At 68.9% G+C, this 25,338-nt stretch carries 23 protein-coding genes; 9 read left to right on the top strand and 14 right to left on the bottom strand.

Annotated elements, in window-relative coordinates:
- Positions 1–39: 39 nt before the first annotated feature.
- On the top strand, positions 40–1,524 hold the full coding sequence (locus ACLQ3J_RS03675; RefSeq protein ID WP_425902191.1) for a phosphatase PAP2 family protein: 1,485 nt from the start codon (positions 40–42) through the stop codon (positions 1,522–1,524).
- Here the strand turns inward: ACLQ3J_RS03675 and prcA are convergent.
- From prcA to arc, 5 genes are all read right to left on the bottom strand, one after another.
- Complete coding sequence (gene prcA / locus ACLQ3J_RS03670; RefSeq protein ID WP_425902190.1) at positions 1,509–2,309, bottom strand: proteasome subunit alpha; 801 nt, start codon at positions 2,307–2,309, stop codon at positions 1,509–1,511. The two genes, ACLQ3J_RS03675 and prcA, sit on opposite strands and share 16 nt — an antisense overlap.
- The gene (gene prcB / locus ACLQ3J_RS03665) at positions 2,306–3,160 is read right to left on the bottom strand and encodes a proteasome subunit beta (RefSeq protein WP_169622276.1); all 855 of its coding nucleotides are present in this window, start codon (positions 3,158–3,160) and stop codon (positions 2,306–2,308) included. Before prcB ends, prcA begins: the two co-directional genes overlap by 4 nt.
- The gene (locus tag ACLQ3J_RS03660) at positions 3,157–3,348 is read right to left on the bottom strand and encodes a ubiquitin-like protein Pup (protein ID WP_296549362.1); all 192 of its coding nucleotides are present in this window, start codon (positions 3,346–3,348) and stop codon (positions 3,157–3,159) included. Before ACLQ3J_RS03660 ends, prcB begins: the two co-directional genes overlap by 4 nt.
- A gap of 154 nt (positions 3,349–3,502) precedes the next feature.
- On the bottom strand, positions 3,503–4,996 hold the full coding sequence (gene dop, locus ACLQ3J_RS03655; protein ID WP_169622274.1) for a depupylase/deamidase Dop: 1,494 nt from the start codon (positions 4,994–4,996) through the stop codon (positions 3,503–3,505).
- Positions 4,997–5,117: 121 nt separating this feature from the next.
- Positions 5,118–6,902 (bottom strand): proteasome ATPase, encoded by a 1,785-nt coding sequence (gene arc, locus ACLQ3J_RS03650; RefSeq protein WP_425902188.1) that lies wholly within the window; start codon positions 6,900–6,902, stop codon positions 5,118–5,120.
- A 185-nt stretch (positions 6,903–7,087) separates the two neighbouring features.
- Between arc and ACLQ3J_RS03645 the strand changes: the two genes are divergently transcribed.
- Positions 7,088–7,576 carry a nuclear transport factor 2 family protein gene (locus ACLQ3J_RS03645; protein WP_169622272.1) on the top strand — a complete coding sequence of 163 codons (489 nt, stop codon included), beginning with the start codon at positions 7,088–7,090 and terminating at the stop codon, positions 7,574–7,576.
- Between the two features lie 83 nt (positions 7,577–7,659).
- On the opposite strand, the gene ACLQ3J_RS03640 is transcribed toward ACLQ3J_RS03645, so the two are convergent.
- Positions 7,660–8,511, bottom strand: a complete 852-nt coding sequence (locus tag ACLQ3J_RS03640; RefSeq protein WP_425902187.1) for a tRNA (adenine-N1)-methyltransferase — start codon at positions 8,509–8,511, stop codon at positions 7,660–7,662.
- Positions 8,512–8,757: 246 nt separating this feature from the next.
- On the opposite strand from ACLQ3J_RS03640, the gene ACLQ3J_RS03635 reads away from it, so the two are divergent.
- On the top strand, positions 8,758–9,588 hold the full coding sequence (locus tag ACLQ3J_RS03635; protein WP_378527783.1) for a thioesterase family protein: 831 nt from the start codon (positions 8,758–8,760) through the stop codon (positions 9,586–9,588).
- A 62-nt stretch (positions 9,589–9,650) separates the two neighbouring features.
- Here the strand turns inward: ACLQ3J_RS03635 and hisG are convergent, their stop codons facing one another.
- The 6 genes from hisG to metH all read right to left on the bottom strand — a co-directional run bounded on the left by hisG (position 9,651) and on the right by metH (position 16,963).
- Positions 9,651–10,514: an ATP phosphoribosyltransferase gene (gene hisG / locus ACLQ3J_RS03630; protein ID WP_169622269.1), complete on the bottom strand. Its 864-nt coding sequence runs from the start codon at positions 10,512–10,514 to the stop codon at positions 9,651–9,653.
- A gap of 87 nt (positions 10,515–10,601) precedes the next feature.
- Positions 10,602–10,883 (bottom strand): phosphoribosyl-ATP diphosphatase, encoded by a 282-nt coding sequence (locus tag ACLQ3J_RS03625; protein ID WP_206037218.1) that lies wholly within the window; start codon positions 10,881–10,883, stop codon positions 10,602–10,604.
- Between the two features lie 50 nt (positions 10,884–10,933).
- A complete protein-coding gene (locus tag ACLQ3J_RS03620) occupies positions 10,934–11,821 on the bottom strand; it encodes a pseudouridine synthase (protein ID WP_425902186.1) in 888 nt (295 codons plus the stop codon).
- A 1-nt stretch (position 11,822) separates the two neighbouring features.
- Positions 11,823–12,683, bottom strand: coding sequence for a rhodanese-related sulfurtransferase (locus tag ACLQ3J_RS03615; RefSeq protein ID WP_425902184.1), 861 nt, complete (start codon positions 12,681–12,683; stop codon positions 11,823–11,825).
- A 1-nt stretch (position 12,684) separates the two neighbouring features.
- A complete protein-coding gene (locus ACLQ3J_RS03610; protein WP_296549358.1) occupies positions 12,685–13,401 on the bottom strand; it encodes an HAD family hydrolase in 717 nt (238 codons plus the stop codon).
- Complete coding sequence (gene metH, locus ACLQ3J_RS03605) at positions 13,394–16,963, bottom strand: methionine synthase (protein WP_422424911.1); 3,570 nt, start codon at positions 16,961–16,963, stop codon at positions 13,394–13,396. Before metH ends, ACLQ3J_RS03610 begins: the two co-directional genes overlap by 8 nt.
- A gap of 51 nt (positions 16,964–17,014) precedes the next feature.
- On the opposite strand from metH, the gene ACLQ3J_RS03600 reads away from it, so the two are divergent.
- Genes ACLQ3J_RS03600 through ACLQ3J_RS03580 form a run of 5 tightly spaced genes read left to right on the top strand, consistent with a single transcriptional unit; the run spans position 17,015 to position 22,513 of the window.
- On the top strand, positions 17,015–17,914 hold the full coding sequence (locus ACLQ3J_RS03600; protein ID WP_378527778.1) for a PAC2 family protein: 900 nt from the start codon (positions 17,015–17,017) through the stop codon (positions 17,912–17,914).
- Positions 17,911–19,077 carry an MFS transporter gene (locus ACLQ3J_RS03595; RefSeq protein WP_425902182.1) on the top strand — a complete coding sequence of 389 codons (1,167 nt, stop codon included), beginning with the start codon at positions 17,911–17,913 and terminating at the stop codon, positions 19,075–19,077. Before ACLQ3J_RS03600 ends, ACLQ3J_RS03595 begins: the two co-directional genes overlap by 4 nt.
- 56 nt (positions 19,078–19,133) lie before the next feature.
- The gene (gene nirB, locus ACLQ3J_RS03590; RefSeq protein ID WP_425902181.1) at positions 19,134–21,644 is read left to right on the top strand and encodes a nitrite reductase large subunit NirB; all 2,511 of its coding nucleotides are present in this window, start codon (positions 19,134–19,136) and stop codon (positions 21,642–21,644) included.
- Positions 21,641–21,982, top strand: a complete 342-nt coding sequence (locus ACLQ3J_RS03585) for a Rieske 2Fe-2S domain-containing protein (protein ID WP_425902180.1) — start codon at positions 21,641–21,643, stop codon at positions 21,980–21,982. Before nirB ends, ACLQ3J_RS03585 begins: the two co-directional genes overlap by 4 nt.
- Positions 21,983–22,015: 33 nt before the next feature.
- Positions 22,016–22,513, top strand: a complete 498-nt coding sequence (locus ACLQ3J_RS03580; RefSeq protein ID WP_240952582.1) for a hypothetical protein — start codon at positions 22,016–22,018, stop codon at positions 22,511–22,513.
- Positions 22,514–22,731: 218 nt separating this feature from the next.
- Here ACLQ3J_RS03580 and ACLQ3J_RS03575 read toward each other — a convergent pair whose 3' ends face one another.
- A complete protein-coding gene (locus ACLQ3J_RS03575; RefSeq protein WP_422424905.1) occupies positions 22,732–23,745 on the bottom strand; it encodes an AraC family transcriptional regulator ligand-binding domain-containing protein in 1,014 nt (337 codons plus the stop codon).
- A 128-nt stretch (positions 23,746–23,873) separates the two neighbouring features.
- Here ACLQ3J_RS03575 and ACLQ3J_RS03570 point away from each other — a divergent pair, with 128 nt between their 5' ends.
- Positions 23,874–24,788, top strand: coding sequence for an SDR family oxidoreductase (locus ACLQ3J_RS03570; RefSeq protein ID WP_425902179.1), 915 nt, complete (start codon positions 23,874–23,876; stop codon positions 24,786–24,788).
- A gap of 26 nt (positions 24,789–24,814) precedes the next feature.
- Here ACLQ3J_RS03570 and ACLQ3J_RS03565 read toward each other — a convergent pair whose 3' ends face one another.
- On the bottom strand, positions 24,815–25,276 hold the full coding sequence (locus ACLQ3J_RS03565; protein WP_169622258.1) for a 6,7-dimethyl-8-ribityllumazine synthase: 462 nt from the start codon (positions 25,274–25,276) through the stop codon (positions 24,815–24,817).
- Positions 25,277–25,338 lie beyond the last annotated feature (62 nt).

Raw genomic sequence — 25,338 nt, 5'->3', positions numbered from 1 at the left:
CGACCACCATGGGTCGCAACGACATCTACGGTTCAACGTGTGACCCTTCGCGAGCGCCGCCGGTCCGCCGACCGGGCCCTGTTCCACCGCAGCGGAGCGCTGCGCGCCTCCCCCGCGGATCCGTTCTTCCGCGACCTGGGGCGCGCCGCGAACCACAGCGTGCTGTGGGTGGGGTGCGCCGCGGTGTGCGCGGCCGCCGGTGGCCGGGCCCGCCGCGGCGCCGTCCGGGGACTGTTGTCGGTCGCCGCGGCCAGCGGCCTCGCCAACGGCGTCCTCAAACCGCTGTTGCCGCGGCGGCGTCCCCCGGCGCGCACGGACCCGAAGTTCGCCCGCCGGATCGTGCCGACCCCGCGGTCCTCGTCGTTCCCGTCCGGGCACGCGGCCTCTGCCGCGGCGTTCGCGACCGGGGTCGCCCTGGAATCGCCGGTCGCGGGTGCGGTGCTCGCCCCGGTCGCGGCGGCGGTCGCCTACTCCCGCGTGCACACGGGGGTGCACTGGCCCAGCGACGTGGTGGTCGGCGCCGCGGTCGGTGCGGCCGTGGCGTTGTCGACGCGCCGCTGGTGGGCGGTGCGCGACGACGAGCCCGCCGCGGTCCGCACCGTGGTCGCCGCGCCCGCCCTCGACGGCGGCGACGGCTTACTGCTGGTGGTCAATCCGGGTGCCGGGAGCAGCGACGAGACCGCGGAGTTGTTGCGGCAGGGACTTCCGCGCGCCGAGCAGATCGCGCTCGACACCGACACCGACCCGGCCGGTCAACTCGACACACTCGTCGCCACCCACCGGCCCCGGGCCCTGGGAGTGTGCGGCGGCGACGGCACCGTCGCCGCGGTCGCGGCTGCGGCACGGGCACACGACCTGCCGTTGGCGGTGTTCGCCGGGGGCACCCTGAATCATTTCGCCCGGGATCTCGGCTCCGACGATCACGCCGCCACGATGCGGGCGGTGACCGGCGGGCACGCCATCGCGGTCGGACTCGGCGAGGTCACGGTCACGGGCGCGGCCGGCACCAGCACCCGCGTGTTTGTCAACACCGCCGGCATCGGTGGTTATCCCGACACCGTGCGGCTGCGGGAACGGTGGGAACCGCGCATCGGCAAGTGGCCGGCGGCGGCACTGGCGATGATCGACGTGTTGCGGACCGCGAAACCGATGCGGGGCCGGCTCGACGGCGCCCCGGCGGCCTGGTGGCTGCTGTTCGCAGGAAACGGCCGGTACACGCCCCGTGACCAGGTGCCGATGTCGCGGACGGCGCTCGACACGGGCACCCTCGATGTCCGGTATCTGAGCGCGGATCGCCGCTGGTCGCGGGTGCGGCTGATCTACGCCGCGGCCACCGGCACACTCGGGGCGTCCCCGGTGTACCGGCAGTACGACACCGCCACCCTGACGGTGCGCGTCGAGGGACCCGCCGTGGCATTGGCCACCGACGGAGAAGCGCCCGGCGACGGCACCGTCTTCGGTTTCCGGGCGCTACCGTCCGCGTTGCGGGTGTACCGGCCGCCGGCCGATCAGTCCGCGCTCTGACTCGACGTGCTGTCCGGGCCGGAGTCGGACTCCCCCGCCCCGGACTCCCCCGCCCCGGATTCGTCGGTGCCGGATTCGGTACCGGCCGGCAGCAGTGCCTCGAGCGCGGCCCCGGAGATCCGGCGGAACGCCCGGCGTGGCCGCGCCCTCTCGAGCACCGCGACCTCGAGTTCGCCGCGGCCCAGAGCCCGCGGCGTCGCGTCGTTGCCGACCGGTTGCTGCAGGGCCCGCACCGCCACACCCACGGCGTCTTCGAGCGACATCCCGGGACGATACGACGACCGCAACGCCGTGAGGATCGGTTCGGTGTTGCCCCCCATCACCACGAACTGCGGCTCGTCGACGATCGACCCGTCGTAGGTGATCCGGTACAGCTGCGACACCTCGTCCCCCTCGGCGCGAGCCACCTCCGCCACACAGATCTCCACCTCGAACGGCTTGGGCTGATCGGTGAAGATCGACCCGAGGGTCTGCGCGTAGGCGTTCGCGAGTGCCCGCCCCGTCACGTCCCGCCGGTCGTACGAATAGCCGCGCATGTCGGCGTGCATGATGCCGGACCGGCGCAGGCTTTCGAACTCGTTGTACTTGCCCACCGCGGCGAATCCCAGCCGGTCGTACAGCTCGCTGATCTTGTGCAGCGCCTTCGACGGGTTCTCCGCGACGAACAGCACGCCCTCGGAGTAGATCAGCGCGATCACGCTGCGTCCCCGGGCGATGCCCTTGCGCGCGAGCTCCGAGCGATCGCGCATGATCTGCTCGGCGGACGCATAGTAGGGAAGCGTCACAGGTCACCTCCAGCGGTACGTTCGGCCACGATCTCCCGGGCCAGCGCGGACAACGTTTCCTCGGGCACCTCCACGGCGCCTGCCGCGGTGATCACCACCGCGGTCGGATAGATCCCGCGGGTGGTGTCCGGCCCCCCGGTACCGGTGTCGTCGTCGGCCGCGTCGTACAACGCCTCCACCGCGTTGCGCAACGCCGCCGGCTCGTCTGCCTCCGCCCGGTACAACTTCTTGAGCGAAGACCGGGCGAACAACGATCCGGACCCCACCGCGTGGTACCCGGCACGTTCCTCGTACCGGCCGCCGACCACGTCGTACGACACGATCCGGCCGGCGCGCATCGCGTCGGTCGCGTCCAGATCGAATCCGACGAGCAGCGGCACCACGGCCAGGCCCTGCATGGCCGCACCGAGGTTGCCGCGCACCATCGACGAGAGGCGGTTGGCCTTGCCGTCGAAGGTCAGCGGTACGCCCTCGATCTTCTCGTAATGCTCGAGTTCGACCGCGAACAACCGCACCAATTCGACCGCCAGCCCGGCGGTACCGGCGATACCCGCCGCCGAGTACGAGTCGGTGACGAACACCTTCTGCACGTCGCGGGAGGCGATCATGCTGCCCATGGTGGCCCGCCGGTCCCCGGCGATCAGCACACCACCGGCGAAGGTGAGCGCGACGATCGTGGTGCCGTGCGGAGCCATGTCCACCCGGTCAGCCGCTTCGAACCGGAACCGGTTCTCCGGCAGCAGCTCCGGAGCGTGGATCCGCAGGTGATCGGAAAACGAGGACAGAGGTGACGCGAGGTGCAGCCGGGGCTGCACCTCGCGAGAAGAAAACGACGACCGGTCCGCTGTCACTGGCCACCCTTCTGTACGTATGCCCGCACGAAGTCCTCGGCGTTCTCCTCGAGCACGTCGTCGATCTCGTCGAGAAGATCGTCGGTTTCCGAAGCGAGCTTCTCGCGACGTTCCTGACCGGCACCGCCGTCGCCGACGCCCTCGTCGTCGTCTCCGCCGCCACCGCGTGTGGTCTGCTCTTGCGCCATAGCCGCCGACCTCCTCCTGTATCCGTGCGATTCCCGTCACCGGTCGACGATCGGTGAGGCCACCGCTACTTCAGACCCCCACCCTACCGAGCCGCACCCCTCCGGGGCGACGACACGACGAGGCTCGCGTGCTTACCGTCCCGGTGGGTCGCGGTCAGTGCGTGAGCTGATCGACCAGTTCGGCGGCCGACTGCGCATTGTCGAGCAGTTCCCCGACGTGGGCGCGGCTGCCCCGCAACGGTTCGAGGGTGGGGATGCGGACCAGCGATTCCCCACCGAGATCGAAGATGACCGAATCCCAGCTCGCGGCGGCGATGTCGGCGCCGAACCGGCGCAGGCACTCGCCGCGGAAGTAGGCCCGGGTGTCCGACGGCGGGGTGTGCACCGCGTCGAGCACCTGCTGTTCGGTGACGAGCCGCTGCATCGAGCCCCGCGCGACGAGCCGGTTGTAGAGCCCCTTGTCGAGTCGCACGTCGGAGTACTGCAGGTCCACCATGTGCAGTCGCGGCGCCGACCACGCCAGGTTCTCGCGCTGCCGGAATCCCTCGAGCAACCGCAGCTTCGCCGGCCAGTCCAGCAGATCCGCGCACTCCATCGGGTCGCGTTCGAGCAGGTCCAGCACCATCGCCCACTTCTCGAGAATGTCGAGAATGCGCTTGTCGTCGGTGCCGTCGTGGAACCGCGCGGCCCGCTCGTGGTAGATCCGTTGCAGTGCCAGCCCGGTCAGTTCCCGGCCGTCCGTGAGCGCGACGGTCTTGCGCAGTGTCGGATCGTGGCTGATGTGGTGCACGGCGGTCACCGGGCGAGCGAGCTGCAGGTCGCTCAGGTCCACGCCCGCTTCGATCAGGTCGAGCACCAGCGCCGTGGTGCCCACCTTGAGGTATGTCGACATCTCCGCGAGGTTGGCGTCGCCGAGGATCACGTGCAGACGCCGGTACTTGTCGGCGTCGGCGTGCGGTTCGTCGCGGGTGTTGATGATCCCGCGCTTGAGGGTCGTCTCCAGACCCACTTCGACCTCGATGTAATCGGAGCGCTGCGACAGCTGGAACCCGGCCTCGTCGCCGTTCTGGCCGATCCCGACCCGGCCCGACCCGCAGATCACCTGGCGGGAGGCGAAGAACGGGGTCAGGCCCGCCACGATCGACGAAAACGGGGTCTGGCGTGCCATCAGGTAGTTCTCGTGGGTGCCGTACGAGGCGCCCTTGCCGTCGACGTTGTTCTTGTACAGCTGCAGTCGCGGTGCGCCGGGCACGCTCGACGCGTGCCGGGCGGCGGCTTCCATCACCCGCTCGCCGGCCTTGTCCCAGATCACCGCGTCGAGCGGGTCGGCCACTTCGGGCGCGGAATATTCGGGGTGGGCGTGGTCGACATACAGCCGGGCCCCGTTGGTGAGGATCATGTTCGCGGCACCGACCTCGTCGGCGTCGATCACCGGGGCGGGACCGTTGAACCGGCCCAGATCGAAGCCGCGGGCGTCGCGGAGGGGGGATTCCACCTCGTAGTCCCAGCGGGTGCGCTTGGCGCGTGGCACCCCTTCGGCGGCGGCATAGGCGAGCACCGCCTGGGTGGAGGTGAGAATCGGGTTCGCTGTGGGGTCGTGAGGCGAAGAGATCCCGTATTCGACCTCGATACCGATGATCCGCTGCATAGCGTCGAGCCTAGGCGATGCGGGTGCGCGCGGCGTCGGGACGCCGATCCGATGGGCCGAGGGCCGGTGCCCGCGCGTGGCGGGCACCGGCCCTCGGTGCCGATCGGAACTCTCGGTGTTCCTACAGGTACTGACCGGTGTTCGACTCGGTGTCGATCGCCCGGCTGGCGCTGGCGTTCTTGCCGGTGACCAGCGTGCGGATGTAGACGATGCGTTCGCCCTTCTTGCCCGAGATCCGGGCCCAGTCGTCCGGGTTGGTGGTGTTGGGCAGGTCCTCGTTCTCCGCGAACTCGTCGACGATCGAGTCGAGCAGATGCTGCACCCGCAGACCCGGCGCGCCGGTCTCGAGCACCGACTTGATCGCGTATTTCTTGCCGCGGTCGACGATGTTCTGGATCATCGCGCCGGAGTTGAAGTCCTTGAAGTACAGGACTTCCTTGTCGCCGTTGGCGTAGGTGACCTCGAGGAAGCGGTTCTCCTCCGACTCGGCGTACATGCGGTCGACGACCCGTTCGATCATCGCCCGGATGCACGCGGCGCGATCGCCGCCGAATTCGGCGATGTCGTCGGCGTGCACCGGCAGGGTCTCGGTGAGGTACTTGGAGAAGATGTCGAGTGCCGCTTCCGCGTCGGGCCGCTCGATCTTGATCTTCACGTCCAGCCGGCCGGGCCGCAGGATCGCCGGGTCGATCATGTCCTCGCGGTTGGACGCGCCGATGACGATGACGTTCTCGAGTCCTTCGACGCCGTCGATCTCGCTGAGCAACTGCGGCACGACGGTGGTCTCCACATCGGAGGACACCCCCGAGCCGCGGGTACGGAAGATCGAATCCATCTCGTCGAAGAACACGATCACCGGAGTGCCCTCGGACGCCTTTTCCCGCGCCCGCTGGAAGATCATCCGGATGTGTCGCTCGGTTTCACCGACGAACTTGTTGAGCAGTTCGGGGCCCTTGATGTTGAGGAAGAAGGACTTGGCGTCCTTGGAATCCTCGCCGCGGGCCTCGGCGATCTTCTTCGCGAGAGAGTTCGCGACCGCCTTGGCGATCAGCGTCTTTCCGCAGCCGGGCGGCCCGTACAGCAGCACGCCCTTCGGGGGCCGCAGCGCGTACTCGTGGAACAGGTCCTTGTGCAGGAACGGCAGTTCCACCGCGTCGCGGATCTGCTCGATCTGCCGGCCCAGGCCACCGATGTCGCCGTAATCGACGTCCGGGACCTCCTCGAGCACCAGGTCTTCTACCTCGGCCTTCGGTACGCGTTCGAAGGCGTACCCGGCCTTGCTGTCGACCAGCAGGGAGTCGCCCGGCCGCAGCTTGAAGTTGTCCGGTCCGTCGGTCTCGTCGGTGTTCGAGGTGCTCGCCGGGTCGAGGGTGCGGGCCGCCGCGGCGGCCAGGGGCGCGGCCAGCCACACGACGCGTTCCTCGTCGGCGTGCCCGACCACCAGCGCGCGGCGCCCGTCGTCGAGCAGTTCGCGCAAGGTGGTGATCTCGCCGACGCGCTCGAACTCGCCTGCTTCGACGATGGTCAGAGCTTCGTTGAGCCGTACGGTCTGCCCGGGACGGAAGTCCTCGAGTTCGAGATTCGGCGACACCGCCACCCGCATCTTGCGGCCCGAGGTGAACACGTCGACGGTGTGGTCGTCGTAGGTCTCGAGCATCACTCCGTAGCCGCTGGGCGGCTGTCCGAGCCGGTCGACTTCCTCCCGCAGCGTGATCAACTGCTGGCGGGCGTCCTTGAGGGTCTCGAGCAGCTTGCCGTTGCGCACGGTGAGGGACTCGAGGCGGGCTTCGAGGTCGCGTACCCGATCGGACGGTTCGGCGAGCATGCGGCGCAGCGTGGCAACCTCCGCGCGCATCTCTTCGATCTCCCGTGCCGCCGCAACCGCATCCGGATTCTGTGAGTTCATGAGCGACTCCCTCCATGTGGTTATTCCACGCTACCGGGCGTTGGCCGAATGTGTACGACGACACGAAATCGTCGGGTACCGAACAGGTGTCGGTGTGCTCGACCGGCACCTCCCCGGCACCCGGTCAGCGCTGTTAGGCTAACCTAACTATCTGTTTCGTCCCTTGTCCCGAAAGGACCCACTCCGTGACCACCCGAACCCTGTTGGCCGCCGCCGCGGTGGCCGCCGTGGCACTGCTGCCCGCCTGCTCCGACTCGTCGTCGGACACCACCACCACCGACAGCACAGCGACGAGCGCGACCACCACCGCCACCACGACGACTGCCACCGCGGCGGCCCCGGTCGACGCGGCGGTCCTGCAGCAGCCGGTGGACGTGTTCTTCGACCCCGCCGCGACCACCGACGACCGCGTCGCCGTCGTCGAGGACGGCGACGAGCACCGCGCCGAACTCGACCAGTTCACGGGCGTGCTCGCCGGCTACCCGCTCACCGGCACCGTCGGCGAGGTCACCGTCGTCGACGACGACACCGTCACCGCGACCACCGAGGTCGCCGGGCCGCACGGCGGCGCCCCGATGCCTCTGCAATTCAGCCGCACCGACGACGGGCGCTGGGTCCTCGACGACGACGCCGCCTGCTCGATCCTCGAAATGGGCCGGATCACCTGCGCATAATCGCCCCCCGGCCCCCCGGCCCCCCGGCCCCCCGGCCCCCCGGCCCCTCGGACTCCCGGCCCGACGGACTCGCAGCCGCTGGGTCAGCCCTTACCGGCCCGGCGCTGCGGCTTCGGGGTGACGGTGCCCTCGGCGAGTTTGCGCGCCGACACCAGGAACGCCGTGTGCCCCTGCATCCGATGCTCCGGCCGCACGGCCAACCCCACCACGTGCCAGCCCCGCACGATCGACTCCCACGAGCGCGGCTCGGTCCAGCACGCCTGCTCCCGCATCGCCTCGACCACCTTCGACAACTGCGTCACCGTCGCCACGTACACGATCAGCACCCCGCCCGGTACCAGCGCGTCGGCCACCGCCGGCAGCGCATCCCACGGCGCGAGCATGTCCAGCACCGCCCGGTCGACGTGTCCGTGCGCCTCGAGGTCGTAGTCGGCGACATCCCCGAGCGTCAGCTTCCAGTTGGCGGGCCGCTCCCCGAAGAACGTCTCCACATTGCGCACCGCGTGGACCGCGTGGTCGTCGCGCACCTCGTACGAGATGACGGTGCCCTCCGGGCCGACGGCCCGCAGCAGCGAGCACGTCAGTGCGCCCGATCCGGCGCCCGCCTCGAGCACCCGCGCACCGGGGAACACATCACCCTCGTGCACGATCTGCGCTGCGTCCTTCGGATAGATCACCTGCGCGCCCCGCGGCATCGAGAGCACGTAGTCGACCAGCAGCGGTCGCAACGCCAGATACGGGGTGCCGTTCGTGGAGGTCACCACCGAGCCCTCGTCCGCGCCGATCAGCGCGTCGTGCACGATTCCGCCGCGATGGGTGTGGAACTCCTTGCCCGCCTCGAGCACCACGGTGTATTTGCGGCCCTTGGCGTCGGTCAACTGCACCCGGTCCCCGACCTGGAAGGGTCCGCTGCGCCCGAGTCCGCCTTCTGCCATCACCGTGTCCACCTTCGTCCGATCACCGCGCCGACCTCGGCGCGCGGGACCCCGCATGGTGCCGGTCCCGGGTCTCTAGCGTGCCAGGTCGCGCCCGGCGGCCGACCACGCCCCCCACCGACCACGCCCTCACCGGCGGCGGCGCACCCGGTGTGCGCCGCACGGCGCCGCGACTGCCATCATCGGATCCGGCGCCCGGTTCCCACCGGGCGCCGTGCCGTCCCATCCCCACAAGGAGTTCCTGCAGTGAGCGCCGCCGCGTACTACGTGCCCGTCCCCGTCCCCGCCGATCCCGGGGCCGACCCCGACGTGAGCATCGAACGTTTCCGGCCCACCGAGCACACCGTGAGCACCTGGGGACCCGACCTGCAGCACGGCGCGCCGCCGTCCGCGTTGCTCGCCCGCGCGCTCGAACGGCACCGGCCGCGCCCGGGCACCCGGCTGACCCGCATCACCGTCGACCTGCTCGGTCCGGTTCCGCTCTCCGACCTCGAGGTGCGCACCCGGATCGACCGGCCGGGCCGCAAGATCGAACTGGTCGTCGCCGAACTGTGGGCCACCGCCCCCGACGGCACCGCCCGGGCGGTCGCGCGGGGCACCGGCTGGCGGCTCGAGACCGTCGACCTGCCCGACGTCGCTCGCACCTCGGAGCCGCCGCTGCCGCCGGTCGACACCGTTCCCGCGGGCTCGGTCGGTCACCCGGCGTGGTCGGGCGGGTACATCTCTACCCTCGAGTGGCGGGTCGTCACCGAGTTCGGGGTGCCGGGCCCCTCCGCGGCGTGGGTGTGTGCCCCGCTGCCGCTGGTGGACGGCGAAACCCCCACCGGGCTGGACCGGCTGATGACCGTCGCCGACGTCGCCAACGGTGTCGGCTCCAAGCTCGACCCCACCCGCTGGCTGTTCCTCAACACCGAACTGACCGTGCACCTGTTCCGCGCTCCCGACCCCACCTGGGTCGGGATTTCCGCCGAGACGTCCGTGGGTCCTGACGGCGTCGGTATGACCGCCGGGGTGCTCTACGACGAGGCCGGTGCACTCGGCCGCATCGCCCAGAACGTGCAGGTGCGGTCCCGCTGATCGCGAGACCGCACCTGAGGTGAGAGACGGGATGTGCCCGCCGGTAGTTCTTCTCCGGAGAGCTATTCGGCGGCGCGCATCGCGCGGCACGACCGGATGTTCGACGCGAGGATGGCGTGCGCCCCGATCTCGGCGAGACGATCCATCACCGCGTTGTGGCCCTTGCGGGGCACCATGGCCCGCACCGCGACCGACGAGTCGTTCGCCAGCGGGGAGATCGTCGGGGACTCGAGTCCCGGCGTGACCTGCACCGCCTGCTCGAGCAGGTGCTTCGGGCAGTCGTAGTCGAGCATCACGTACTGCTGCGCGAAGACCACGCCTTCGAGCCGGGCGATGAGCTGATTGCGGGCCCGATCGGCACGATCGGAGCCTTCCCGCTCGATGAGCACACCTTCCGAATCGCACAGCGAGTCACCGAACGCCACGAGATCGTGCTGCCGCAGCGTGCGACCCGACCCGACCACGTCGGCGATCGCGTCGGCCACCCCGAGCTGGATGGAGATCTCCACCGCCCCGTCGAGCCGGATCACGGTCGCGTCGAGACCGCGGGACTCGAGGTCCCGGCGCACCAGATTCGGGTACGACGTGGCGATCCGCAGCCCGTGCAGGTCCTCGACCGTCCAGTCGCGTCCCTTGGGGCCGGCGTACCGGAACGAGGACCGCCCGAACCCGAGCGAGAGCCGCTCCGCGACGGGCGCACCCGAATCGAGGGCCAGGTCACGGCCGGTGATCCCCAGGTCCAGCTCACCGGACCCGACATAGATCGCGATGTCCTTCGGGCGCAGGAAGAAGAATTCGACGTCGTTGACGGGATCGATGACTGTCAGATCCCGCGAATCGGTGCGGCGCCGGTACCCGGCCTCCTGCAGAATCTCGGCGGCAGACTCGGACAACGAGCCCTTGTTGGGAACTGCGACGCGCAGCATGACGAACGTCCTTTCGGAAAGGGAGGGAAGAATCGACGAGGTCCACGGGCACGGACGGCAGCCACCTCGAAGCGGCGGCGCCGGCCGTCACAGATGCTTGTAGACGTCCTCGAGCTTCAGACCGCGCCCCACCATCAGAACCTGCACCCAGTACAGCAACTGCGAGATCTCCTCGGAGAGCTCCTCATCGGACTGGTACTCGGCGGCGATCCATACCTCGCCGGCCTCCTCGATCACCTTCTTGCCCTGCGCGTGGACACCGGCGTCCAACGCGGCGACGGTGCCGGACCCCTCAGGACGGGTCACAGCACGTTCGGACAGCTCGGCGAACAGGGAATCGAAGGTCTTCACAGGGGTTGATTGTTTCATGCCGCGCCGCTCCCCCCGAATTCAGGACACCACCGCGCCCGGCGCGCGGCTCACCACCCGAGGTTCCGGGCGCTGACGAACCGCCGCGTCGCCCCGCTGATCGGATCGGGGAACTCGAGCGCACGTGCCAGCAACCGCAGCGGATCGGTGAAGTCGTCCGGGTCGCGGCGCCGGAACACCGGATAGAAGTTGTCCCCCACGATCGGGATCCCCAGCGCCGTCAGGTGCAGACGCAACTGGTGCGTGCGCCCGGTGCGGGGGTGCAGCCGGTACCGGGCCCGATCTCCGTGTCGCTCCAGCAGTTCGATGCGGGTCTCGGAGTTCGGGTCGGTGAAGCTCTGCACGGCGGTCAGCTCACCGTGCTGCTTGTCGATGCGGGTGCGCACGACCTGCGGGAATGCGAGCTCCGGCCGGAACCCGGCGACCGCCTCGTACTCTTTGACCACCAGGTGCCGCTCGAACAGTTCCTGGTAGGGCCGCCGCCAGCGCGGGTCGGTGGTGCACAGCAGCACACCGGCGGTCATCCGGTCGAGCCGGTGCACCGGCACCAGATGCGGCAGGTCCAGTTCCCGGCGCAGCCGCACGACCACCGTTTCCCGGATGTGGGTGCCCCGCGGGATGGTCGCCAGGAAGTGCGGTTTGTCCACCACCACCAGTCGGTCGTCGCGGTGCAGCACCTCCACCGGAAACGGCACCGGCACCTCCGGCGGCGGGTCGCGGTAGAAGTACACGAACCGGGTCGGCTGATAGCGGGTGCCGGCGTCCACCGGTCGGCCGTGCTCGTCGACGAGTTCACCGGCGCTCACGCGGGCCTGCCAGTCCTCCGCCGGGTGACGGGACTGCAGAAATTCGACGATGGTGGCCGCGTCCGTCTCGGCGGGCATACGCAGCCGGTCCGGGCCGAGACCGTCCCGCACCGGCAGCGGGGCTCCGCGCACCTCAGGCCTCGACGGGGTCCGGTACGCACCCCGCGCAGACCAGCGTCAGGTCGCGGCCGTCGCGATCGGGATGGTTGCGGTACCGCGACGTCGGCGTTCCGCACTCGGTGCACCGGCCCAACACTGTTGCGGCCGGGCTGAATTCGACGTTCATGCGGCCGTCGAAGACGTACAGCGAACCTTCCCACAGCCCGTCGTCGCCGAAAGTCTCGCCGTAGCGCACGATTCCGCCGTCGAGCTGATACACCTCTTCGAAACCGCGGTTGCGCATCAACGCCGACAACACCTCGCACCGCACCCCGCCGGTGCAATAGGTCACCACCGGACGGGACTTGAGATGGTCGTAACGGCCGCTGTCGAGTTCGGCGACGAAATCGCGGGTGGTCTCCACCTCGGGCACCACCGCATTCCGGAACCGGCCGATCTCCGCCTCGAACCGGTTGCGGCCGTCGAAGAACACCACCTCGTCGCCGCGCTCGGACACCAGTTCGTGCACGGCGCGTGGCGAGAGCGGGGTGCCGCCGCCCACCACACCGTGGTCGTCGACCTTCACCTCGTGGGGCACCCCGAACGTCACGATCTCCGGGCGCACCTTGACCGACAGGCGCGGGAAGTCGTCGCCGGTGCCGTCGGACCACTTGACGTCGGTGTCCTTGAACGCCGGATAGCCGCGCAGTCCGCGCACGTAGCGCTTCACCGCGGCGATGTCCCCACCGACGGTGCCGTTGATGCCGTGCTCGGAGATCAGGATCCGGCCCGTCAGCCCCAGCGACGACGCGAGGGTGTGCTGCCACAACCGGATCGCCTCCGGGTCGGGCAGCGGCGTGAACGCGTAGAACAACACGATCTTGGGAATCGCCATGTCAGCGCGATCCCGATCCGTGCAACTCGCGCAGGTCCGCCACGGTCAGCCCCTCGAGCGTCGACCGGAACACCCGGCGCGGCGAGCCGGGCACCTCCACCAGCGACGGCACCACCAGTACCGCGCAGCCCGCGGCCTCGGCGGACGTCGCGCCGGTCGGGGAATCCTCGATCGCCAGGCACTGCGCCGGATCGAGCCCGAGCAACTCCGCGGCCCGCCGGTACGGCGCCGGGTCGGGCTTGCCCGCCGGCACCTCGTCACCGCACACCGTGTGGTCGAAGCGGTCCCGGCCGAGCGTCTCGAGCGCGACGTCGCACAACCGGCGGCCGGTGTTGGTCACCAGCACCTGGCCCAGTCCCGCCGCACGTACCGCATCGAGTGCCGCCTGCGCGCCGGGCCGCCACCGCAGACCCTGGGCGAACAACCCGGCCATGTACGCGTTGAGCCAGTCCTCGGCGGCGGTCTGCTCGTCGGGGGTCGGTTCGAGACCGAGACCGGCGAACGCTCGCCACACCGACAGGTCGAGCGGTCCGCCGATCGTCGCGCGCCGGGTCTCCTCACTCATCGGGCCACCGAGATGCAGCGACAACTCCCGCATCCCGATGTCCCACAACTGCTCGGACTCGAGCAACGTGCCGTCCATGTCCCACAGCACCGCTTGCAGTCGGGTGGCCCCGATCGACGGTGCAGCGCAACCGGATTCGAGCTGATCAGACATTGAAATACTTGGCCTCCGGGTGGTGCAGCACGAACGCGTCGGTGGACTGCTCGGGATGCAACTGCAATTCCTCCGACAGTTCCACGCCGATACGTTCGGGCTCGAGCAACTCGACGAGCTTGATGCGATCCTCGAGATTCGGGCACGCGCCGTACCCGAACGCGAACCGGGCCCCGCGATAGGCGAGCTTGAAGTACTCGGCGATCTCGTCGGGATCCTCGTCGGCGGCGGTGCCGCCCCCGGCGAACGCGAGTTCCTGCCGGATCCGGCGATGCCAGTACTCCGCCAACGCCTCGGTGAGCTGCACGCCGATACCGTGCACCTCCAGATAGTCGCGGTACGCGTCCGCGGCGAACAACTCGTTCGCGAAGTCGGCGATCGGCTGCCCCATCGTCACCAGCTGGAACGGCCACACATCGACCTGCCCCGACGCGAGCGCATCCTCCCGGGACCGCACGAAGTCGGCGATGCACAGGAACCGGGACCGCTGTTGCCGCGGGAACGTGAACCGGAACCGCTCCGGCGCGTCCGGGCGGGGCTCGGTGAGTACCACCACGTCGTCACCCTCGGACACCGCCGGGAAGTAGCCGTACACCACGGCGGCGTGCTGCAAGATCCCCTCGGTCGCCAACCGGTCCAGCCAGTACCGCAACCGCGGCCGGCCTTCGGTCTCCACCAACTCTTCGTAGGTCGGGCCGTCGCCGCCCCGTTGCCCGCGCAGACCCCACTGTCCGAGGAACAGCGCGCGCTCGTCGATCAGCGACGCATAGTCGGCCAACGGGATGCCCTTGACCACTCGGGTACCCCAGAACGGCGGGGTCGGCACCGGAAGATTCGCTGCGACATCGCTGCGCGCAGGCACCACCACCGGTGCCTCCGCCGCCTTGCGCTTCTCCGCGATCCGCTTGCTGCGCTCGTGCCGCTCCTTGCGCTCGGCGGCCTTCCGGGCAGCTTCCAGCGCCTCCGGGCTGTCGGGCGCCGGAGCCTCACCGCGCTTGACGGCCATCACCTTGTCCATCAACGACAAGCCCTCGAACGCATCGCGGGCGTACGACACCTGACCCTCGTAGACCTCCGCGAGATCGTTCTCCACATAGCTGCGGGTCAGTGCCGCGCCGCCGAGCATCACCGGGAACTGCTCGGCCACCCCGCGGGCATTGAGTTCCTGGAGGTTCTCCTTCATCACCACGGTCGACTTCACCAGCAGACCGGACATCCCGATCACGTCGGCTCTCTTGTCGACGGCCGCGTCGAGAATCGTGGCGATGGGCTGCTTGATCCCGAGGTTGACCACCTCGTAGCCGTTGTTCGACAAGATGATGTCGACCAGGTTCTTGCCGATGTCGTGCACATCGCCCTTGACGGTCGCCAGCACGATCCGGCCCTTACCGTCGGCGCCGGTGGACTCCATGTGGGGTTCGAGGAACGCCACCGCCGTCTTCATCACCTCGGCGGACTGCAGCACGAACGGCAACTGCATCTGCCCCGACCCGAACAGCTCACCGACCGTCTTCATCCCCGACAGCAACGTGTCGTTGATGATCGTCAGCGGCGGTGTCGTCGTCATCGCCTCCGTCAGATCGTCCTCGAGGCCGTTGCGCTCGCCGTCGACGATGCGCCGCTCGAGCCGTTCGAACAGCGGCAGCGCCGCCAGTTCCTGCGCGCGCGACTCCCGCGCCGACGCCGCCGACACACCCTCGAACAGTTCCATCAGCTTCTGCAGGGGGTCGTATCCCTCGCGGCGACGGTCGTACACCAGGTCCAGCGCGACCTGCCGCTGCTCCTCCGGGATGCGGGCCATCGGCAGGATCTTCGACGCATGCACGATCGCCGTATCCAGCCCCGCTTCGGTGCACTCGTTCAGGAACACCGAGTTGAGCACCTGCCGGGCCGCCGGATTCAAACCGAACGACACATTCGAGATGCCGAGCGTGAAGTGGATTTCGGGATGTCGCCGGTGCAGTTCGCGGATCGCGCTGATCGTCTCGATCGCGTCGCGGCGGACTTCCTCCTGCCCCGTCGAGATCGGGAAGGTCAACGCGTCGACGATGATGTCTTCCGGCGCGAGCCCCCAGTTCTCCGTCAGATCGGTGATCAGGCGCTCCGCGATCCGCACCTTGTGTTCGGCGGTACGGGCCTGACCCTCCTCGTCGATCGTCAGCGCGACCACGGCCGCGCCGTGCGTGACGACGAGCTGCATGATCCGCTGGAACCGCGAGCCGGGGCCGTCGCCGTCCTCGTAGTTCACCGAGTTCACCGCGCACCGGCCACCGAGGTGCTCGAGACCGGCCTGGATCACGTCCGGCTCCGTCGAGTCGATCATGATGGGCAACGTCGAGGCCGTCGCGAACCGGGACGCCAGTTCTGCCATGTCGGCGGCACCGTCGCGTCCCACATAGTCGACGTTCAGGTCCAGCATGTGCGCGCCGTCGCGAATCTGGTCCTTCGCGATATCGAGGCACTTCTGCCAGTCCGCGGCGAGCATCGCCTCCCGGAACGCCTTCGACCCGTTGGTGTTCGTGCGCTCGCCGACCATCAGGATCGACGCGTCCTGCTCGAACGGCACCGCCGTGTAGAGCGACGACACACCCGGCTCCGGCACCGGCGTGCGCGGGGCGGGCGTCACCTCACGTACCGCCGCGGCCACCTGCCGGACATGCTCGGGAGTCGTGCCGCAGCACCCGCCGACGAACGCGAGCCCGTAGTCGGCGACGAACCCGGCCAACGCCGACGCCAGTTCCTCCGGACCCAGCGGGTATTCGGCGCCGTTGGGCCCCAGCACCGGCAGCCCCGCGTTCGGCATCACCGACACCGGGATCCGTGCGTGCTGCGTCAGGTACCGCAGGTGTTCGCTCATCTCCGCCGGGCCGGTCGCGCAGTTCAGCCCGATCAGGTCGATGCCCAGCGGCTCGAGCGCCGTCAGCGCCGCACCGATCTCCGAACCGAGCAGCATCGTGCCCGTGGTCTCCACCGTGACATGGGTGACGATCGGCAGTCGCCGGCCCGCCTGCTCCATCGCCAGGCGGCTACCCACGATCGCGGCCTTCGCCTGCAACAGGTCCTGGCAGGTTTCCACCAGGATCGCATCGGCGCCGCCGTCGATCATGCCCAGAGCGGCCTCCGCGTAGGCATCCCGCAACACCGCGTAGGGCGCGTGCCCCAAGCTGGGCAGCTTGGTGCCCGGCCCCATCGAGCCGATCACCATCCGGGGCATCCCGTCGTCGCTCGGGCCCATCTCGTCGGCCACCTCACGGGCCAGACGGGTGCCCCGTTCGGACAGGTCACGGATGCGGTCGGCGATGTCGTAGTCGGCGAGATTGGGCAGGTTGCAACCGAAGGTGTTCGTCGAGACCACATCTGCGCCGGCCTCGAAATACGCCCGATGGATCCCCCGGATCACATCGGGCCGAGACTCGTTGAGAATCTCGTTGCACCCCTCCAAACCGCGGAAATCGTCGAGCGAAAGATCCGCGGCCTGCAACATCGTGCCCATCGCCCCGTCTCCGATGACAACGCGCCGCTTCAACGCATCGAGCAAGACAGAGTGCAATGGGGTGGACATGCCCACCAGACTAGTGGGCGGACGAACCGGCCCGGGTCGTAGGCTGGACGAGTGAATGCACGCGAGAACTCCGACACCCCGGACCAGGACGTACCCGTCCTCCGTGATCCGGTGCTCGTTGCCGCGTTCGAAGGATGGAACGACGCAGGCGACGCCGCCAGCGGAGCCGTCGAACACCTCGAACTGATCTGGGACGCCGAACCCTTCGCCGAACTGGACTCCGAGGACTACTACGACTACCAGGTCAACCGTCCCCAGGTCCGGCTCGTCGACGGCGTCAGCCGCGAACTCGACTGGCCCGCCACCCGGCTGTCGGTCTGCGCACTGCCCGGCAGCGACCGCGACATCGTGCTGCTGCGCGGCATCGAACCCAACATGCGCTGGCGCAGCTTCTGCGACGCCATCATCGAACTCATCGACGACATCGGCGTCCACACCGTCATCCTTCTCGGCGCCCTGCTCGCCGACACCCCCCACACCCGGCCCGTCCCGGTGACCGGCACCGCGTACAGCGCCGAAGCCGCCAAACGCTTCAACCTCGAAAAATCGCGCTACGAAGGACCTACCGGGATCACCGGCGTCCTCCAGGACGCCTGCGTCCGCGCCGGCATCCCCGCCGTGTCCTTCTGGGCAGCGGTCCCCCACTACGTCTCGCACCCGCCCAACCCCAAAGCCACCGTCGAACTCCTCCGCCGGCTCGAAGACATCCTCGACGTCGAAGTTCCCCTCGGCGAACTGCCCGTCCTCGCCGAAGAATGGGAAGAGGCCGTCACCGAGATGACCGACGACGACGAAGACGTCGCCGACTACGTCCGCGGACTCGAAGAACGCGGCGACGCCGAAGCCGAATCCGACATCACCGACGACATCTCCAACATCGACGGCGACGCCATCGCCGCCGAATTCGAGCGCTACCTGCGTCGACGCGGTCCCGGCGGACTCGCCCAGTGAGCGCCCTGCGCGCGGCACTCCCGCGCGCGGCGCTCTACACAGGCGGCTTCCTCGGCCCGTTCGGCGGCAGCGTCGTCGTCTCGATGCTTCCCGAGATGGGCGCCGACCTGGGCGTCACGGCCGCCACCGCGGCCACCTCCGTGACCGCCTACCTCGGCGTCTTCGCCGCCGCCATGCTGTTCTCCGGCACCCTCGGTGCCCGCTGGGGCCGGGCCCGCACGGTCCGCCTCGCCTACCTCGCCTACGCGGTGGTGTCCGTCGCCGCCGCGCTCGCCCCCACTCTGACCGTGCTGCTCGGTGCCCGCATGCTCCAGGGCGCGGCCAACGCCTTCACCACACCGCTGCTGCTCGCGGCCCTCGCGTCCCTGACACCGCAGAATCGGCTCGGTCGCGCACTGGGTCTCTTCGGTGCCCTGCAAGCCGCCGGGCTGACCTTCGCGCCGCTCGTCGGCGGGCTCGCCGCCGAGATCGACTGGCGATGGGCCTTCGTGGTGCTCGCCGCCGCCGCACTGGCGCTCGCGTGCATCGGACTACCGGGCACCGTCGACGAGGACACCGCCGGCGAACCCGCCCGGCTTCGCGACGCGCTGCGTCCCCGCATCGTCCGCATCGGCATCGTGGCGCTGCTCGGCTGGGGTGCGATCGGCGGACTCAACTTCCTCCTCGCCTTCCGTGCCGAGGACGTGTTCGCTCTCACCCCGTCCGAGCGCGGCGCGCTGCTCACCGTCCTCGGTTTCGCCGGCATCCTCACCGCCCGGCGCGTCGGGATCCTCGTCGACCGGATCGGCGCGCGGCGCACCGTCCTCATCGGTGCCTTCGCCGGCGCAGTGCTGGTGGTCACCGTCGGTACGGTGACGAATCTCATGGTCGTCGCCGTCGCCTGGTTCCTCGCGGGCGTCGCCTCGCAATGCGTGCTCGTCGGCGTCAATGCCGCCGTCCTGGGCGATCCCGGAGCCAACCGCGGCGGCGCGGTGTCGGTGGTGCAGGCCTTCCGGTTCGGCGGTGGCGCGTTCGCTCCGCTGGCGCTCACGCCCGTGTACTCGGCGGATCCGACCGCTGCGTTCCTCGTGCCCGCGGTGCTGCTCGCCGTCGTCACCCCGCTCGCGATGCCTGCGTCGCCGCGACCTGACAGTTCCGGCAAGGACGGGGTGAGGTCTTCCTGATCGGCATGTAACGCGCCGGCAGCCGATCCGTCACCGACGCGGCCGACCCTCGAAGTATGACATCGACCCAGCCCCAACCGGAGACACCGCGTCGGCGGCTCCTCGTCGTGGGCAACGGCATGGCAGGTGCTCGCACCGTCGAAGAGATCCTCGCGCGAGGTGGTCGAGACCTCTTCGACATCACCATGATCGGCGACGAGCCGTACGGCAACTACAACCGGATCATGCTCTCGCACGTCCTGTCCGGCGAAGCGACCGCCGACGACGACGATCTCGTGCTCAATCCGATGAGCTGGTACCGCGAGCACGGCATCACCCTCTTCGCGGGCGACCGCGCGGTCCGCCTCGACCGGTTCGCCAAGACGGTCACCTGTGAATCCGGCCGGGTGGTGGGCTACGACGTGCTTGTCGTCGCCACCGGATCGTCGACCTTCTTCCCCAACATGGACGGCCTGCGCGAAGCGGACGGCCGCCTCGGGCGCGGCGTGTTCGGTTTCCGCACCCTCGCCGATACCAACGGCATGCTCCAGATGGCGGAGTCCCGCGACGACGTGTCGGCAGTGGTCGTCGGCGGCGGCCTGCTCGGCCTCGAGGCCGCGTACGGGTTGCGCACCCAGGGACTCGAGGTGACGGTCGTGCATTCGCCCGGGCACCTGATGAACCAGCAACTCGACGAGCGCGGCGGCCGCGTCCTGCGCACCGAGATCGAGAAACTCGGGATCACCGTGCACACGGGTACACGCACGATCGGCATCGAGCGCGACGGCCACGGCGAGGTGGTCGGGGTCCGATTCGCCGACGACACCGTCGTCCCGGCGGACATGGTGGTCGTCGCGGCAGGTATCCGCCCCAACACCGAATTCGCGCGCACCGGCGGTCTTCTCGTCGAACGCGGCCTGGTCGTCGACGATCAGTTGCGCTGCGACGGCGAATCGAGCGTGTACGCCGTCGGGGAATGCGTGCAGCACCGCGGCGAGGTGTACGGACTCGTCGCACCCGTGTGGGAGCAGGCCGTCGTGCTCGCCGAGCATCTCACCGGCACCGACCCGCACGCCGCGTACGAGGGCTCGCGGACCACCACCAAGCTCAAGGTCGCCGGTATCGACGTCGCCGCGATGGGCGTGAAGGGACCCGAACGTGAAGACGACGAGTTCGTGCAGTTCTACGACCCGCGCAGCGGTGTGTACAAGGCCGTCGTCGTGCGTGACGACCAACTGATCGGCGCGATGCTGCTCGGCGACATCGGCCGGGCGTCGATGCTCGGACAGGCCTTCGACGGAATGATCGAGGTCCCCCAGGATCGCGCGGCACTGCTGTTCGATATCGGAGAGCCCCAGGGCGCCGACGTGGCGGCAGATCTGCCCGACAGCACCCAGGTGTGCAACTGCAACGGCGTCACCAAGGGCGACATCGTCGCCTGTGTCCGCGGCGGAGCGGCCAGCCTCGCGGACGTCTGCGCCACCACCCGGGCGGGCAAGGGCTGCGGGTCGTGCAAGGCGCTCGTGGGTGACATCGTCGCGTGCGCGGCCGGCGGCGCACTCGCCGAGGACCCCGCCGCGAACTGGTATGTGCCGTGCATCCCGCTGACCAAACCCGACCTGATCGCCGCTATCCGCGAGCACGACCTGCGCGCGGTGTCGCAGGTGTTCGCGAAACTCGCGACCGGGGGCAGGGAGGATGCCTCCGCGAAGATGCCGCTGGCGTCGCTGTTGCGCACACTGTGGGGCCCCGACTGGGTCGACGAGCGTGGCGCGCTCTATATCAACGACCGTGTGCACGCCAATATCCAGCGGGACGGCACATTTTCGGTGGTGCCTCAGATGAAGGGCGGGGTGACCACACCGGATCAGTTGCGCCGGATCGCCGATGTCGCCGACAAGTACCGGGTGCCCATGGTGAAGGTCACCGGTGGTCAGCGGATCGATCTCCTCGGCATCAAGAAGGAGGACCTGCCGAAGGTCTGGGCCGATCTCGATATGCCGTCGGGCTTCGCCTACGGCAAGAGTTTCCGCACTGTGAAAACCTGCGTGGGCAGCGACTTCTGCCGGTTCGGTCTGGGCGACTCCACGAATCTGGGTATCGCACTCGAGGAACGCTTCCAGGGGCTCGAGACACCGGCCAAGCTCAAACTGGCGGTGGCGGGGTGTCCCCGCAACTGTTCCGAGGCGCTGTGCAAGGACCTCGGGGTGGTCGCCGTCGGCGACGGGCGGTGGGATATCTACGTCGGCGGCGCCGCCGGTGCACACGTCCGCAAAGGTGACCTTCTCGCGACCGTGGACTCCGCCGACGAGGTGCTTTCCGTGGCGGGACGGTTCATCCAGTACTACCGCGAGAACGCGCAGTGGCTCGAGCGGACCTACGCCTTCGTGCCGCGCATCGGTCTGGACCGACTACAGGACCTGCTGATTCGAGACGAGGAGAACCTGGTGTCCGGACTGGACGAACGCGTCGAGATCGCCGTCGCCGGCTACCGTGATCCCTGGCTCGACCGTTCGGACCCGAAGTCTCCCGCGCAGTTTGCGCCGTCGCTGCCGTTGCTGCCTCTCCCCCAGGTCCCCGTTCGATGACCGCCGTGGACGACAGTGCTGTCGTCGACCTCGGACCGGTCTCGGGTCTCACCCGCGGCGAGGGGCGCACCTATACGGTCGACGGGCGGCAGATCGCCGTGTTCCTGTTGTCCGACGGTTCGGTCCGCGCGACCGACGCCGTGTGCCCGCACAAGGGAGGGCCGTTGGCCGACGGGCAGATCGACCACACCGGTGTGGTGTGCCCGCTGCATCAGTACGCGTTCTCGTTCGACACGGGTGCGTGCGCCGCGCACGGGATCGGATCGGTACGCACCTACGCGGTGCAGGTGAGCGAAGGCCGAATCCTGCTGTCCTCGTCCTTCTCGGGATCGCAGTAACACTCCTGCTATCGTCCTTCCCCCGAGGGAAGGGTGCCCACAGTGGGATGTGTCGTCGTCGAACACGAGTCGGTCCTTCCCGCCACGATCCCCGCGGTCTGGGCCCGCATCACAGATCCCGGCGGTATCAACGACGAACTCGCTCCCGTGCTGTCGATGCGCATGCCGCGTGCGGTCCGGGGCCTGTCCATCGACGAGGTGCCGGTCGGCGTGCGCCTGGGCCGTGCACCGCTCCTGCTCTTCGGGGTACTGCCGGTCGAATTCGATGACCTCACCGTCGCTGCCGTCGAACCCGGTCGCCGGTTCCACGAGAAGTCCAGCATGGTGCTCCTGCGCCGCTGGGAGCACGAACGCGAACTACAACCGCTGCCGTCCGGCGGAACCCGTGTCCACGATCGCCTCACCTTCGAGTTGCGCGCGCCCTTGTCGGGTGTACCGATCGTCGATTCCGTGGCGCACCGCGTGATCGCGGGACTGTTCGCTCACCGGCATCGCAGGCTCGCCCGCTACTTCGACAGACCTCCGGCGTAGGTTGCGAGTGACGTGAAGTGTTGGTGAGTGGCGGGATCGAGACGAGTTGGTGGTGGAAATGGCGGATATTTCTGTTATTTGTTTATTCCGTCCGATCCAGAATATCCAGGGTCGCGTCCTCCGCCGAACCCGCATGTCGGGTGCGCCCTACTCCCATGTCGTCGTCCTTCCCCGCCGCGAATACCGTTCCCCCTGAAAAGGATCAAGCTGCCTATCCTTCATCCACGCACTCCCCTGGCCCGCCGGCCCGGAGTCGTTCCCGTCCACCTCGTGAAAGCTACCGTGAAGCTCGACGCGTCGGAATACCCCAGGCGGTGCGCCACCCGCTCGACCGACAGCCCCGCACCGAGAAGTTCTTCGGCCACCGCGCTGTACGTCTCCGCCACGACCTCCCGGTACGACGTTCCTTCCTCCTCGAGCCTCCTCCGCAGCGTCCGCACGCTGAGCCCCAACTCCCCCGCGACACGCTGTTGCGTCGCACCCGACGACGCGGCACGAAGCAGGATCTCACGGACCCGGAATGCGGTTCCACTGCGGAATCGCCGCCGCTGAAGGAGTTCTGCGCACTCTTCGAGCAGCACCGACGACGCGGCCGCGCTGGCGGTGGGCATCGGACGTTCCACCGCCGCCGCGTCCACCACGACCGTGTGCGGCCCGGATACAGACACCACCTCGTAGCCGTGTTCACGCACCATCGGTGCGATGCGACCGAACAGCGACTCGTTCACTTCGATCCGCCGCACCTCGACCGGGTTGCCCCACAACGCCGTCCAGTGCGCCAGGATTCCGGACAGGTCGCGTTCGAGAAGGAATCCCCGTACATCGCGCGGCACCTCACGATCGTCGAGCGAGAACCGCACCTCACCGTCGGCGTACGCCAACGTTGCCCGCGAGAACGCGTACGAGAGGTCGAAGTAGCGCGTTCCCACCTCGATCCCCTCTCGGACGGTCGCACAACTCATCAACGCGTACCCGTAGATGCCGTGCACGGCGGCCTGATACGACGCACCGAGCGTGAACCCGCACCCTGGAGCATCGTCGAGTTCCGCCACCAGATTCCGGATCAGCGCAAGTTCCTGTTCGTCCGTGATCTCGCTCGTGGGATCCGAGAGTCCCTCGGCCGGTAGTCCGGTGCCGCGGAGAACCAGATGGGTGTCGATACCGCGTTCCCGGGCGAAGTCCACGAGAAGCCGTGCGCTGGTCGCGGCACGGCGAGGGACCAAGGTCGTCACGACGTGCCATCATCGGCCACGTGGCCGAAATTCACAAGAAACAGCCGCTTTCGGCATGGATCTGCGGCGATCCGCTTTCTAGCGTGAGCACACGGCAATACCCGCTCGAGAGTTAAGGACGGCAACACATGACCCGAGGTGCACAGGGCAAGCGCGTCGCGATCACCGGCGGCGCACGCGGTATCGGACGATCGACCGCGGAGGCCCTTCTCCGCGCCGGAGCACAGGTCGTCATCGGCGACATCGATACGGCCCTGGTGGACGAAACGGCTGCCGCGCTGACCGCACGGTTCGGTTCGACCGTCCTAGGGTTGCCACTCGACGTCACCGACCGCGGCTCGTTCGAGCAGTTTCTCGATCTCGCCGCAATCGAACTCGGCGGACTCGACGTCGTGGTCAACAACGCCGGCATCATGCCGACCGGACGGTTCCTCGACGAGTCCGACGCGGTGTCCGACCGCCAGATCGACATCAACGTGCGGGGCGTGATCATCGGCTGCAAACTCGCGGCCGCGCGCTTCACCGAGCAGGGGCACGGTCACATCGTCAACCTCGGGTCCATCGTCGGCATCGAGGGCGCACCGGGGATCGCCGTGTACTCGGCCACCAAGCATGCGGTGATCGGTCTGGGCTCCGTGCTGCGGCAGGAACTCGCCGGTTCCGGCGTCACGGTCTCGACGATCGCGCCGGGATTCGTACGCACCGAACTGATCGCGGGCATCAAGCCCAACGCGTTGATCCAGCGCGTCGCGATGGTGGGTCCCGAGGATGTCGCCCAGGCGATCACCGCGGTGATCGGCTCGGGACGTCCGGGTCTGCGTTACGTGCCCCGGACCGCGGGCGCCATCCTCGCCGTCCTGCGTTTGATGCCGGAGGCGGCCCGGCACCGGATCTCCGGCGCGTTCGGACTGCAGTCCGTCGTTCTCGAATCGGACGAGAACGCCCGGGCCGCCTACCGGAATCGCACCGAGTCCACCCCCGCTGTCTCTCCCGTCGCCGACAGTCCCGTCATCGAGAGTGAGACGCAGCGACCGGTGCGGTAAATGCCCGACGCGTTGCCGGCCGCGGATCAGTCCGCGGTCGGCAACGCGCGCAGCGACGTGACGGTGGCATCTAGTGCGCGAGCCGCTTCGGCGCCCTTCGTCACGAAGTGGCGGGTGTAGTACGAGACGTGCTCGTCGTGCTCGTGGAAGTGATGCGGAGTGAGCACGACGGAGAACACCGGTACATCGGTGTCGAGCTGCACGCGCATCAAGCCGTCGATGACGGCGGTGGCCACGAAGTCGTGGCGGTAGATCCCGCCGTCGACGACCAGTCCCGCGGCGACGATGCCGGCGTACCGGCCGGTGCGCGCCAGACGTGCGGCGTGCAGGGGGATCTCGAACGCCCCGGGGACCTCGAAGTAGTCGATGTTCTCGGCGGACCATCCGAGCGAGACGATCTCGTCGGTGAACCCGGCCTTGGCCTGGTCGACGATGTTGCGATGCCATGTGGCCTGGATGAATGCGATCCGGCCGGCGCTGTCAGTCATGCGAAAGACGCTAGCGCATGGATTGTTCGTCTTCGTCGAGGGCACCGGGTGGACCGCCGCAT

The organism is Rhodococcus sp. DT1 (assembly GCF_049844875.1).
Taxonomy (GTDB): Bacteria; Actinomycetota; Actinomycetes; order Mycobacteriales; family Mycobacteriaceae; genus Rhodococcus.
Note: the sequence above shows the minus strand (reverse complement) of the source record. Positions and strands in the feature narration are given on the sequence as shown.